Raw genomic sequence first — 13,950 nt, 5'->3', positions numbered from 1 at the left:
ATTACCTCCTTATGGTTGTCTCATTTAAAAAGTCATATATATACTCCACTGTTCCTACACCTTTATTGCAACTTAAAACTATTGCCTTTTGAAAAATATGGTTACTAATAACCTCTTTGAATACATCTCTACTCCTCAAATCTTCTATTCCAAATCCATGAATAGTTGTTATTAGATTAATTCCACAATTAAGAGCAGATAATATACTCTTTACATCTTCATAAGTACCAATTTCATCACATACAATTACATCTGGTGCCATGCTCCTTATAGCCATCATTATTCCTTGACTTTTAGGACAATTATCCATAACATCTGTTCTTATGCCTACATTAAGCTGTGGAATTCCATCAGAAGAAGCACATATCTCACTTCTTTCATCAATAACACAGACGTTTTTACCTCTGATCCCAAAATTTTTAGATCCACTGGATATATTTCTTGTTATATCTCTAATCAAAGTAGTTTTACCACAATTTGGAGGAGAAATTATTATTGTATTTAGTACATTGTTATCTTTTACAATCCATGGCATAACTTTATCTGAACATCCTATTACTTCTCTGCAAATTCTAATGTTTAATGATGAAACATTTTTTATTATCTTTACTATATTATTTTCAACAATACAATTTCCACATATTCCAACCCTATGTCCACCTTTTATTGTTATATACCCTTGTTTAATTTCATCTTCTATAGAGTAAATGGAGTAATTACTCATTCTCTTCAATATGTTATTTATATCTTCAACAGAAATTTTATACTCCTCTATTATCTCTATTTCTCCAAGCTTCAAAATTATAGGTCTATTTATTTTTAATCTTATTTCCTGGAGTTTGTCTAATTTTTTTACCTTAGTAATTATATTTATTATATTTTCAGGTAATACATCTAAAATATCTTTTATGTTAATCATTTTTATCCTCCTTTCTTAATTCAATCATATTTAATTTACATCAGAATTATTCCAAAAAATAAAAAAGAAATTTCTTTTTTCCAGAAATTTCTTTTTAGTAAATACTTATTAATTCTATTCACTTAAATAGTAACTTATATTATTTAACTCTTTCCATGTATTCACCAGTTCTTGTATCTACTCTTATTACTTCACCTTCATTAACAAAAATAGGCACTTGAATGACAGCTCCAGTTTCAACCGTAGCTGGCTTTAAAGTATTAGTTGCTGTATTACCTTTAACACCTGGTTCTGTAGCTGTAACCTGCAGTTCAACAAAATTTGGAGCTTCTACAGAGAAAGCTTCTCCTTTATAGAATTTAATTATTGCATTCATATTCTCTTTTAAATATTTTATTGCATTTTCAACCTGATCATAACTTAATGGAATCTGCTCATAAGTTTCTTGATCCATAAAGTAATATAGGTCAGCATCGCTATATAAATACTGCATTTCTTTTCTCTCTATACTAACTTCCTGCAATTTAGCAGTTGGATTAAATGTTGTTTCTGTAACTCCTCCAGAGATTACATTTCTCAATTTTGTTCTTACAAAAGCAGCACCTTTTCCTGGTTTGACATGAAGAAAGTCAATAACCGTAAATACTTGTCCATCTGCTTCAAAAGTAGTTCCTTTTCTAAGTTCTCCTGCTGATATCATTTTAGTATCCCTCCAAAAATCTCTTAATCATTTATATTATAACCTTTTTAGGTAAGATTAATACCATAATATATCAATATATCTTACTTGGCAGAGTTCATGTACTCTTACCAAGTTAAGATATATTGTTTATCCACTATTCCTTAAATAAAATTACATTTATACACCTAGATAAATTAATTTTTTAGGCGATTTTGATAATGTTTCACATCCATCTTTAGTTACAAGAACTAAATCTTCTATCCTGACTCCACCGAACTCTGGAATATAAATTCCCGGTTCATCAGTTACAATCATTCCCTCTTTAAGTATAGTTTCAGACATAGGACTGAGTCTAGGTGCTTCGTGTATCTCTCGACCTACCCCATGACCTAGGCCATGACCAAAATAGCTTCCATATCCCTTTTCAGATATATATTCTCTAGCTACGCTGTCAACAACATTGGCCTTTACACCTGGTTTAATAACTTTAAGCACTTTTTCCTGTGCCTCTAATACTACGTTATATATTTCCCTTAATTTATCATCAGGCTCACCAATAGCTACTGTTCTTGTCATATCAGAACAGTATTCTTCAAATATACATCCAAAATCAAGGGTTAAAAATTCACCATTTTCCACAATTTTATCAGTGGCTTTTCCATGAGGTAATGAGGATCTCACTCCACTAGCTACAATAGAGGGAAAAGATAAATCTTTAGCTCCTAGCTTTTTCATGGTAAACTCCAATTCAAGTCCTATTTCTCTTTCACTCATACCAGTTTTTATAAACTTCAACATATGTGAAAAAGCTTTATCTGCTATATCTGCTGCCTTTTTTATAGATTCAATTTCACTTTTATCCTTAATAAGTCTTATTTCTTCTATTATACCTTTCATAGGTACTAACTGTGCCTCTGTTTTACCTGAAATTTTAGAATACAATTCATAGGAAACTACATTATCCTCAAAACCAATCTTTTTTACATTAAGTTTTTTTATAATGTCAGAAAAAAAATCTGGAAATGCTCCTTTATATTCTAATATTTCATAATCCTTAACTTCATTTCTAGCTTGTTCAGTATACCTTGAATCTGTTATAAACAAAGCTTTATTATCAGTTATTATAGAAAAACTCTCATCTCCTGTAAATCCACTTAGATAATTTCTATTTGGATCTCCAATAACTAAAACTGCATCTAAATCTTTCAGTTTCATTGATTCTCTTAACTTTTTAAGCCTATCTTCGAACATTAAACTCACCCTTTACAATATATAAATATACAAATTCATTAACTTATGTTTATTTATTATATTACGCTTAACTTTTCTAAAAAATGTCGAACATATTTATTCTATCAAAAGTTAGATAAATTTGCAAATTTATAAGTCTTTAAAAATCAAATAAAATATTTTTAAAAAACCTATCCCCCAATGCACATATATACATTGAGAGATAGGCTGTTCTTAATATCATTATAAATTCTATTGTTTAAATTTAAAATTATTGTTATTTAACAATCTAATTATACTTATTCACTTATATGAACCACTGCTTTTACAATATTATCTTTATCTTGTACACTCTTATCCATGGCATTTTGAATATCATTAAAATCAAAAACATCTGTTATAATTCCCTTTAGATTAACTTTTCCACTTGCTACTGCTTCAATTGCCATAGGGTAAATATGTCTATAACGAAATACTCTTTTAAAGATTAATTCTTCTAATACCTTCACAGTGTTTTGCTCTGCTCCATTAATAGCACCATCAGCACCTAACTGCAACCTTCATTGTATCTTTCATAAAGAATTCCTCCAAAAACTTATATATATTTCTACACTAATCACAATTTTTTAAAAGACTTATTGACTATAATAATCTTTTATAGAATTTTTCTATCTAAGCTTATACTGCCAATTTCTTATTTCATCAATACCATTTGAATTTTAGATATATTACCTATTAATCTAAGATACAACTAATACCTTTACACTCTCAACGCTTTTTTGCATTTCTAAAGCTTCTTCTACCTTATCTAATTCAAATTTATTAGTAATTAATGGCTTCACGTTGATTTTACCACTAGTTATTAAGTTTAAAGCAGATAAATGAGTATCTGGATTTATTAAAGAACCTTTTATTATTAGTTCTTTTTTAAATATTTCAAATGGACTTATTTCTACCTTTACATCTGGACTACTTACTCCAAACAAGAGTATTCTAGTCCCCCGTTTTGCAATATCAAAGGCACTTTCTATTACATATTTATTTCCTGTACATTCAATAATTACATCTGGACCTTTTCCAAGATATCTATTTAAATTATTTTTGAAACTTTCTTCCATAGGATTTAATACATAATCAGCCCCTAGTTCCAATGCTGTATTTCTTCTCTTTTCTATTGGTTCACTTACTCCAACTATACTTGCTCCTGATATTTTTGCTAATTGAAGCATAATTAACCCTATAGCTCCAGCTCCTAATACTAATACTTTATCTCCTGGTTTTATTTCAATATTATTTATTCCATGCAAGCAACAGGCGGTGGGCTCCACCATAGCTGCTTCCTCAAAGCTTATATTATTAAATGTATAGGCTTGCTCTTTAGGAACTACGCAATATTCGCTAAAACCTCCATCTATATTTACGCCTAAAGCTGTTAAATTCTCACATAATTGTTTCTTGCCATTTCTGCAATTATCACATTCACCGCAATATATATTGGGATCAATAACTACTTTATCACCTATTTTTATATCTTCCACCTTATTTCCTACCTTAACAACTTCACCTGAATATTCGTGACCTAATATTATAGGTGGTGTTACTGGTGCTGAACCTTCTTCACCATTAAAAATATGAATATCTGTACCACAAACTCCACAAGCTTTAACTTTAACTAATATTTCATTTTCCGTCATTTTTCTACATTCTCTGTCTTCTACTTTTATATTGTTTTTACCATAAAATACTGCAGCTTTCATGCTCATGTTCCTCCAAATTTTTAAAAATTATTTTTTAAATATATTCACTGCTTTTTAATATTTTAAATTTAAAACTTTAAAACAACGATTTATAGATATCCAATTTATAATTAAACTTACTTAAATCTATAAGGCTCTTTAAATCTATATATCAAGTTGTTTATCTATAATAATATCCTTAGCTTTACCTAATGCCTTATAAACACCACCTATATATTAATTCTACTAATTTATTTGTATAACACCTCTATCCTTTGCTTTTACCTTCCCAGCCCTAAAAGTAAACGTTCTCTCATTCAATTCTAAAAAAATTACTGGAACAACTATAGACGGAACTTTTTTCTTTACCTCATCAACATCAACTTCTAAAAGTAAATCACCCGCTTTAACTGCTGCTTCCTCTTCAATATAAAGCTTAAAACCTTCACCTTTTAATTCAACAGTATCTAATCCAAAATGAATTAAAATTTCAATACCAGCATTACTTTTAATTGAAATAGCATGTTTTGTTGGAAATACAGATGTAACAGTACCATCTACCGGTGAAAATACATGACCATCTTCGGGGTCTATGGCAAATCCATCTCCCATCATTCTTTGAGAAAAAACTTCATCCTTTACCTCATCTAAGTTTATAAGCTCTCCTGAAATTGGTACTAAAAATTCATCATTAGCCACAGTTTTGCTAGTATTTACATTTTTATCTTCTTTTTTAATTCCTAATTTCTCTTTAAATAAATTAAACATCTCTCTCTCCTCCCAATTTATAAATTTATTTTTAATTACTATATTATTTAAATTTTAACTTCTGATAAAAATTATAATATACATATTTAATATCTTAAACCTTTTCATAATAAAAAACATGTAACAAATAAAGATAATATATTTCTTTATAGTGACATATAAAGCTGCCATAACTTTTATAAAATCTTTACTTAAAAATAAAAATTTTATTTATATTTTTAATAACTAAGCTTTATCATCTTTAATTCTTTCAAGATATTTATTAAGTAGAATCTCAAATAATATTATGACATTTCCATAAAATAAATTAGGTAATTTATTTTGATCATCCATACTATGCATATCGTATATTTTGAAATTAATATCAGATAGTCTTCCTATAGTACTTTCAGCATTTCCAATAAATGAAATTATTTTAATATTACTTTTTTTTGCTTTATTAGAGACATCTACTAGGTATTTTGTTTCTCCTGATTTAGAAACATTTATGAACAATTTGGCTTTTAGTGTATTCACAGCATAAAGTTCATGACAGTCTGAAAGAATGCAATTAAACCCCATGATGAGTAATTTCCTAGTAATATATTCTGCAATAAATAGTGAAAGTCCAAAACCGTAAGTGTATATAACTTCATTTCTATTTTCTACTAACATATTTATAAATTTATCAATACTATCATCATCAATTGACAATATTTCATCTACATTAACACCATAATAGTCGTTAAAAATTTTTCTATCAAAATAACTGCTTTTATTTCTTAATTTAAAATGTAAATTATAATACATATCCAAAAAACCAGAGTAGCCTAACTTCTTAGATAAATTCATAATAGTTGTAGTACTTGTATAATGTTCTTTTGCAATTCCCCTTACTCCAATTTCTTTTACACTGTCTATATTGTTTATAATATAGATAAGTATTTTTTCTTCAAACTTACTCAAATGATACTTATCTCTTATCTTTGTAATGTCCAATTCAATCATAAATCCACCTCAAGTACAATGTTATTGAATAACTTCAATTGTTATGATAATATAATATTTAATTATATACCAAACATAAAAAAGATAAAGTTATGCATCAATAATTTAATAATTGTATAATAAGGTATCAATAAATTTTTATTAATTCTATCTATCTGCTACAACTTCACACCTATAACAAATGGATAGAATTAATATATAATATATTATATTTAAAGTATTATTTTAATTCAGGCCAGTATTCTTTATTGGCTTCAATTAAATCATCTAAAATGTTCTTAGCTATTTCTGCACTAGGTACAGTTTTGGAAAGAGTTATTGCCTGCCATAACTTTTGATAGGATTTTTCTATCCAAGCTTCTACTACTAATTTTTCTACTGAAACCTGCTGCTCCATTAATCCCTTTTGGAATTGAGGTATTTTACCGATTGTAAGTGGTTCTGGTCCATTGCTTCCCACAAGACAAGGTATTTCTACCATAGCTGTAGAATCAAAATTTTCTATAGATCCATTGTTTGGAACAATTAACAACATTCTTTCCTGAGTGTTAAATGCTATCGCTGTAGCAAGATCTACTATAAAAGATGCATGTTCTTCTATATGAAGTTCACAACCTTCTGTTGATTGATTTTTAATAACTTTTCTACATTCTCCAAATACAAACTTTTCTCTTCCATCCATTACTTCATTAGCTCTTGTATATTCCTTATCTGAATGTTTAACTACGTAATCTTGGAATAAATAATACTTTAAGTAAGTATTAGGCAGTGTATCTGGATCGACGGCATATACATCTTTTGCTTTAGCGAAAGTATCTGTCCAACTGGCTTCAGTGTGCTGACTATCACCTTTATCAACTACATAACCATATTTAGAAATATGTTCTTTTAATTTAGGCATCAAATCATTTCCTGCTTTGTCACGCACATCTGTCCACCAACCAAAATGATTGAGTCCAAAATATCTAATATTCATATCTTTTCTTGAATTTAATCCAGCGATTTCAGCCATACGTGCTTCTATACCTATTGGCATATCACATATATTTAAAATTTTTGAATTAGGTCTAAGTCTTCTAGTAGCTTCTGCAACTATTGCTGCTGGGTTAGAGTAATTCAGCATCCATGCATTAGGTGAATATTTTTCCATATAGTCAAGTATTTCAATAACTCCAGCAATAGATCTCATACCATAAGCTATTCCTCCTGGTCCACAAGTTTCTTGACCCAATACATCGTATTTCAATGGAATTTTTTCATCTAGTTCACGCATTGCGTATTTACCCACTCTTATGTGAGCCATAACAAAATCTATATCTGTAAAGGCTTCTTCTGGGTCTATTGTTGCATGAAACTCTATGTCAGGTGCTTTTTCTTTTAATATAATTTCACATGCTCCAGCAACTGTAGACTGCCTTTCTGCATCATTATCATAAAATTTTAACTTTCTTATAGGAAATCTTTCTAAATTATCTAGCAGCATTAATACTATTCCAGGAGTAAAAGTACTTCCTCCACCAGCTATAGTTATCGAAAATTTTTTCATAATATATTCCCTCTTTCTAATTTTTTATTTATATAAATTTTTAATATAAAAATTTAAGCATATTTAATTATTTCCAAGATATTTATCAACTTTATTTCTTACACCGTTTACTTTAGGTCCATATATAACTTGAACATTGTTACCATTTTTAATCACTCCAGATGCTCCTGTAGTTTTTAATGTAGCTTCATCTAATTTATCTAAATCTGTAATTTTTACTCTTAACCTAGTAAAACAGTTGTCAACACTTTCTATATTATCTTTACCTCCCAAAGCTTCTACAATTACAGCTGCCAAATCATCCTTTTCATTTTCCTCAATTTGTTTTGAATCCTTAGATTTTTTACCTTTATAGTCTTTTTTAGTAAACAATTTAACTTCACTATCTTCTCTACCGGGAGTTTTAAGTTTTAATTTTTGAATCAGGGTCTTAAACACAAGATAATATACACCTAATTGAACTAAACCTATTCCTATATATATAGGCCATCTGGTTCTCCCTATACCTGCCGGTAAATTATATACAACAAAGTTTATAAGTCCATCACTTCCAAAGGTTCTAACGCCAAATAGTACTGCAACGGCTTCAAATAAACCATCCATTATAGAATGAACTAACCATAGAAGAGGTGATACAAATAAGAATGTAAATTCCAAAGGCTCTGTAATACCAACTAACATGGATGTTGCCACTGCTGGTATTAATATTCCCTTTAATTTTTCCTTATTTTCTGGTTTAGCTGTTTTATAAAAAGCCAATGCTGCTCCTGCTAGTCCAAATATTTTAACCATACCGAACTGTAAAAATTTTGCTGAGGGATCAAAAACTTTTATTGATGGATCTGTTAGTTGTGCTAAAAAAATATTATAAGCTCCCAAATATGTTTTTCCATTAATCATTAGTGATCCGCCGATATCAGAATAAAGAAATGGTGTGTATATTAAATGATGCAATCCAGTTGGAATTAAAAATCTATTTAAGAACCCGTATAAAGCTATTCCAAAAAATCCTGATGAATTTATTAAAGTAGTTAAAGCTTTAATAGCTAGAGCTACAGTTGGCCAAACATAACTTAATACTATAGCTAAAATTAAAAGAATAGGAATTAATATTAAAAATACCAGTTTAGTATTACCATATATAGCAACTGCTTCTGGAAATTCCTTATTGCAAAACTTGTTATGGACAAGAGCTATTGTTATACCTAGGATCATTCCCAGGAAAACTCCCATATCTATTACTTGAAAACCTAATAAAACCGTTTGCCCAGTACCTGCCAAATCAGATACTTGTTTATAGTTTATTAGTTTTCCTGTTAGGCTAAGCCATGCATGATTAGCTCCTAAGAAAAACAGAAATGAAAATACTGATACAAGTGCAGCTTCTGCTTTTTTTTCTTTGGCCATTCCCATAGCTATTCCCACACAGAAAATAATACTTAAATTCGTTAGAAAAGTCCAAAGTCCACCTCCAACAAATTCACCTACATTGATCAAGGGACTTCCTTCTCCTACAATACTTGGATTACTTATAACGCCAACAATAGCCAGCAGGATACCTACAATAGGTAAAAATAATATTGGAGTAACTATGGATCTTGCAAAAATCTGCATTCCATTTACTATTTTGTCTTTCATAAATTATTTCCCCCTCATTAACAATTTTAATATTAACAAATATGCAAATCTAATTAAATACATTTAATACATAAAAAAACATATTAAATTAAACGATAACATGTTTTTCATTATCATTTATAGACCATAAATACTCCTCCTCCTAAATTTATTTTCTGTTTATATATCCAGTAAGTAACTACATATATTCGTCTTGAAACTGTTTACATTTGTACTTTAACAAAATTTTTAATATATATAAATAGTTTTTGAACATAAAAAAACATGTTAATCTCATCCATAACATGTTTTTTGTAAATTAAATTATCATTTTCACAATATACTCTAAGTATCACTATTTAAAAAATCAGCATTTAATAATATTATATAATCTTCACTCCCTATACCTTTCTTTTCTAGTGCTAAAGAATTTAATTTTTTTATAGTTTTTTCTTGTTTTAATTTATCCAAAATTTCATTAATTGAATTTTCATTTACACTTATGCTTATAATAGTATTTATATTGTTATTTTTGCTTTTGAATTCTTTTATTTCTCCATTATATTTATTGGCTATATGAATGATATTGTTGTAGTATATATTTTTGCCAATGTCCTTATTGTTTTTGGCTGTTCTATTTAATAAATTTAACTGTTCTTTATTATTCGTATATTGTAAATTTATTTTTGCATATAACATATTTAATAAAAATAATGCAATTATCAAAAATACTATAGAACTGCAGTAAAAAAATTTTCTCACTTTTTTACCTCCATACTTACCTGAAATTTAAATATATCTTCTGCTTCTTTTTCAATTGATGACAACTTGATTATATTCCAGTATGAGTTATTTTCTATATATCTTACAGCTTCTTCATAATCATCTTTAGTACTTAATACTATATTTGCATTTATAATTTTCCCTTCTACTATTAAATTTTCAATTTTAAATCTCTCACCTGCATATTGAAAAAAATCTTTGGTATTTTTAAATATGTCAGAATTATTATCTGTAGAAGTTATTATCTTGCTGCTCATTTTTGAATAATTAATTTCTTTAATGGATTCTTTTAACTTCTTTGTTTCACTATACAAATTAATAATCCTATAAATCAAAATAGAAGCAATAATAATTAAAATTATTATGACTATATTAAGAATATAGGTCTTTTTTTTATTTCTTCTTTCTCTATAAGAGTATGGTAAAAAATTATATTCCATAAGTATAATTCTCCTAAACAACTTTCTTAAATAATTTATCTTCTTCTATTTTTCCTAAATTCTCAAAGTTATATATTTTTTTAATATCAGCTATTATTTCTTCTTTAACCCCTGATATATATATAACTTTAAAACTGTGTTTTATTTCCCTATTTAAATTTATAAAATAGTCTAAACAAGCTTTAAATTCTTCAGAAGATTCTTTAAAATTTCTAAATATATAATTATATTTTATTAAACCTTTATCACAGTAGATTGTATATAATTTACTGTTGTGAAGAAATAAAAATATATATTTATCCTGTTTTATTATACTTTTTAAATATTCTGCATAACAAAATTGAATTAAATATAGAGCTTTTATATTTTTCAAATTCATATCATTTAAATTTTTGCTGTTTATATAAAATACACCAAGTTCCATATTTGTCTTATTCTTTTTTAAAATAGAATATGTAAATGTAATATTTTCCTGGATTCCATAATAAGAATTCAATTCATCTCTTACTATTTTTTCAGCTTTATCTCTACTTACTCTTGGAATAGTAATATATTTAATATATATCTCTTCATTTTCCATTATCATAATTGAATTATTTTTAAATTCTACATCACTATTCAATATTTCTTTATTCAAAATATTAAACTCCCCCGTAAGCAAATTTTTATTGTAGCATATTCTAGAAACAACTTTACCGTCTACTGTAAAAATATTATCTTTATTTACAAATATCAAATTCAGATTCCTCCTTTTATATTCTTTGATTTTTGCTTTTACCCAATATTTTTATATAAATAGTAATATTTAATGGAAAATACCTTTTTTATCTTTATAAAGAATACTATTTAATTATATTTTGAATAGGAATACATATAATTTATCTTTCCATCCACAAAATCATATGTATATATGTCCCTTTTAATTTGTCTATTTCTATAATTTTGCTTTACAACAAAATTATCTGTTATCAAATCGTAGTATATAAAATAATCCTCATTACCAATTTTATTTTTATTGGGATTTGATGAAAATAATTTATATAATTCATATCTATTTATGTCTATATTTTGAGACAATACATATTTATTCATTTCACTAAATAGGTACTCTGTGGTTTCTCTATTATAGGATTTTTCTGTTATATTGTTTTTTAGACTTAATATGTATGTTTTCTTTTTAATTTCTAACATAAATACATAACTGCTCATCATAATTATAATCAATCCTATAATAAGTGTATAAATCATTACAAACCCCTTTTTTAATATACTTTTTTTACTCCAAAACATCGATTAACAGTTTCACCCTCTTTATTTGTCAATGAAATATATATTACATTATCTTTTTTACGAACTTTCATATTTCCTATATTTGTAGCTACTACATTAGCCGTTTTAACAGTTCCAAATCTATCATAATAATCTACAACAATTTTTCCTGAACTGCTTACAAATCTTATCCTCTTATTTTCATTGTCTTTACATATAATTTTTATATCATTGTTTTCTATTCTAATTTCTTTCATTTTTTCATAAATTAAATTTTCAATTATAATAAAACTTTGATTACAATAATTTCTATCTCTTATAACCTTAATGTCTGTGTTATAATCCTTTAAATTTTTCACAAATATAATACATTGAAAAGAGAGCAATATCGAAGCAACTGCCATAGCAATCATAAGTTCTATTAGAGTAAATCCCTTTTTTATTTATAACCCTCCTACCTCATATAATGTAATCATAACATTCAATGGAAAACTATCTTGAATTTTAACGAATATTACAACTCATCATTTATTTAAAGATTTTCCACTACGATGGAGTGTATTAATATCATCTAACTATCCTTTGCTTTATAGTAAAAATTTATTTCACTTCAATAAATTTGTAAAATTTACAAACTATACTCTCCTCTTTTCTAAGGATATCAGCATATAATTCCAAATTTACAGCTATTAAATTATCCCTTGAAAGTGAAATTTTCATATAGGGTTTTTCATAGGAAGGTAATGTAGTAATTACTTCTGTAATTTTTTTATCCCTAATTGATTCAATATCAATATTATTTTTGTCTATATATACCTCTCCTAAATTCAGCATTGATTTTATTTCTTCATCAGAACTATTAGACAAAATTTCATTTTTTACTCCATTTATACTTTCAATATATTTTTCCATTTTTTCATTATGAACTCTCATTTTTACTGTAGAAAATCTTATAGATATTGCTGTCATGAATATTAATGTAAATATGGATAAAGCACACATTACTTCTATAAGTGTAAATCCTAATTTTTTACTCTTTAATCTCTGCATAAGTAGTACCAACTCCTATAGTAATAATATTACTTTTACCTTTTCTATCTGAATACTTTAAACTACAAGGAGTAGTTATCATTCCGCTGCTGTTAATATAAATTAACTTATCTGATGTTATTACATTATTATCTTTTATTGCAAAACCAGAGGGCAATTTTAATCTCCCCTTTAAATGGGAACTCTCATAAACTTTTACTTCATCGCTTCCTTTTAAAAAAGAAATTTGTCTGGAAGATTCCTTAAGTATACATTGAATTCTGGATTCATTTATGAATGAAATCACATCACTATTGAATCTTTTAACCTCTATTTGATTTTTCAAATCCTTATAACTCTTAACCTGTATAAGTGTTATACTAGTAATTATAGATATAATTGAGATTACAACTATTATCTCTATCAAGGTAAAACCTTTAGACATAAAATTTTTATTATACATATACCAAATTCCTTTTTACAGAATGTATTTTAAATAAATAACTAATTCATTAATGCAAATCACTTATTATTCCGAATATTTCTTTTATGATTAATTTTTATTTAGCGTAAAAGTACTGTTATTTCCCTTTATAATCACTGTATATTTATCATTTGCCGTATTAAAATTCGCATATATGGTATCACCTTCATCAGATGGATTTTTAACATTTATATTTAAATCGCTAATGTTCATGTCCTCATTTATAGCTTCAGCTACTTCTTCTCTTACAAATTTTTCATTATTCATATAGGACCTCATGGCGGATACAAAAATCATTTTGGAAATTTGTTCTGCTTTAGCTTCATTGGTTTTCTTTATATACCCTGTATATTTTGGAATTAACATTCCACCCAGAATAGCTATTATAGCTATAACTATAATTACCTCTATTAAAGTAAATCCCTTTTTAAACTTTTCCACTGTAATCATTTCCTCCTGA

General features: G+C 27.1%; 16 protein-coding genes and 1 pseudogene. All 17 read right to left on the bottom strand.

What is annotated here, in order from left to right; translation table 11 throughout:
• Nucleotide 1: 1 nt before the first annotated feature.
• Nucleotides 2–919, bottom strand: coding sequence for a stage III sporulation protein AA (gene spoIIIAA / locus CLPA_RS09220; RefSeq protein ID WP_003444179.1), 918 nt, complete (start codon nt 917–919; stop codon nt 2–4).
• A gap of 139 nt (nt 920–1,058) precedes the next feature.
• Nucleotides 1,059–1,619, bottom strand: a complete 561-nt coding sequence (gene efp, locus CLPA_RS09215; RefSeq protein WP_003444176.1) for an elongation factor P — start codon at nt 1,617–1,619, stop codon at nt 1,059–1,061.
• 159 nt (nt 1,620–1,778) lie between these two features.
• Nucleotides 1,779–2,852: a M24 family metallopeptidase gene (locus tag CLPA_RS09210; protein WP_003444163.1), complete on the bottom strand. Its 1,074-nt coding sequence runs from the start codon at nt 2,850–2,852 to the stop codon at nt 1,779–1,781.
• Nucleotides 2,853–3,130: 278 nt separating this feature from the next.
• Nucleotides 3,131–3,328, bottom strand: a pseudogene (locus CLPA_RS09205) (NAD(P)-dependent alcohol dehydrogenase); the annotation flags it as partial.
• Between the two features lie 243 nt (nt 3,329–3,571).
• Nucleotides 3,572–4,588 carry a zinc-dependent alcohol dehydrogenase family protein gene (locus tag CLPA_RS09200; protein WP_003444157.1) on the bottom strand — a complete coding sequence of 339 codons (1,017 nt, stop codon included), beginning with the start codon at nt 4,586–4,588 and terminating at the stop codon, nt 3,572–3,574.
• Nucleotides 4,589–4,813: 225 nt separating this feature from the next.
• Entirely contained in the window at nt 4,814–5,335 is a 522-nt protein-coding gene (locus CLPA_RS09195) for a PTS sugar transporter subunit IIA (protein ID WP_003444150.1), read from the bottom strand.
• A 225-nt stretch (nt 5,336–5,560) separates the two neighbouring features.
• Nucleotides 5,561–6,319 carry a MurR/RpiR family transcriptional regulator gene (locus CLPA_RS09190; protein ID WP_034830764.1) on the bottom strand — a complete coding sequence of 253 codons (759 nt, stop codon included), beginning with the start codon at nt 6,317–6,319 and terminating at the stop codon, nt 5,561–5,563.
• 223 nt (nt 6,320–6,542) lie between these two features.
• A complete protein-coding gene (locus tag CLPA_RS09185) occupies nt 6,543–7,868 on the bottom strand; it encodes a 6-phospho-alpha-glucosidase (protein ID WP_003444146.1) in 1,326 nt (441 codons plus the stop codon).
• Nucleotides 7,869–7,931: 63 nt separating this feature from the next.
• Nucleotides 7,932–9,506, bottom strand: coding sequence for a PTS transporter subunit EIIC (locus CLPA_RS09180; protein ID WP_003444144.1), 1,575 nt, complete (start codon nt 9,504–9,506; stop codon nt 7,932–7,934).
• A gap of 324 nt (nt 9,507–9,830) precedes the next feature.
• On the bottom strand, nt 9,831–10,247 hold the full coding sequence (locus CLPA_RS09175; RefSeq protein ID WP_003444142.1) for a hypothetical protein: 417 nt from the start codon (nt 10,245–10,247) through the stop codon (nt 9,831–9,833).
• Nucleotides 10,244–10,708 (bottom strand): hypothetical protein, encoded by a 465-nt coding sequence (locus CLPA_RS09170; protein ID WP_003444139.1) that lies wholly within the window; start codon nt 10,706–10,708, stop codon nt 10,244–10,246. The genes CLPA_RS09175 and CLPA_RS09170 overlap by 4 nt, the downstream gene beginning before the upstream one ends.
• A gap of 13 nt (nt 10,709–10,721) precedes the next feature.
• Nucleotides 10,722–11,444, bottom strand: a complete 723-nt coding sequence (locus tag CLPA_RS09165) for a hypothetical protein (protein WP_003444138.1) — start codon at nt 11,442–11,444, stop codon at nt 10,722–10,724.
• A 110-nt stretch (nt 11,445–11,554) separates the two neighbouring features.
• On the bottom strand, nt 11,555–11,956 hold the full coding sequence (locus CLPA_RS09160; protein WP_236900399.1) for a hypothetical protein: 402 nt from the start codon (nt 11,954–11,956) through the stop codon (nt 11,555–11,557).
• 14 nt (nt 11,957–11,970) lie between these two features.
• Entirely contained in the window at nt 11,971–12,420 is a 450-nt protein-coding gene (locus CLPA_RS09155) for a prepilin-type N-terminal cleavage/methylation domain-containing protein (RefSeq protein WP_076719001.1), read from the bottom strand.
• A 157-nt stretch (nt 12,421–12,577) separates the two neighbouring features.
• Nucleotides 12,578–13,027, bottom strand: coding sequence for a prepilin-type N-terminal cleavage/methylation domain-containing protein (locus CLPA_RS09150; protein ID WP_003444125.1), 450 nt, complete (start codon nt 13,025–13,027; stop codon nt 12,578–12,580).
• Nucleotides 13,008–13,469, bottom strand: a complete 462-nt coding sequence (locus CLPA_RS09145) for a prepilin-type N-terminal cleavage/methylation domain-containing protein (RefSeq protein ID WP_003444123.1) — start codon at nt 13,467–13,469, stop codon at nt 13,008–13,010. Before CLPA_RS09145 ends, CLPA_RS09150 begins: the two co-directional genes overlap by 20 nt.
• A gap of 90 nt (nt 13,470–13,559) precedes the next feature.
• Complete coding sequence (locus tag CLPA_RS09140) at nt 13,560–13,940, bottom strand: prepilin-type N-terminal cleavage/methylation domain-containing protein (protein WP_034830716.1); 381 nt, start codon at nt 13,938–13,940, stop codon at nt 13,560–13,562.
• Nucleotides 13,941–13,950: the final 10 nt, after the last annotated feature.

Source organism: Clostridium pasteurianum DSM 525 = ATCC 6013, assembly GCF_000807255.1.
Classification (GTDB): Bacteria; Bacillota; Clostridia; order Clostridiales; family Clostridiaceae; genus Clostridium_I; species Clostridium_I pasteurianum.
Note: the sequence above shows the minus strand (reverse complement) of the source record. Positions and strands in the feature narration are given on the sequence as shown.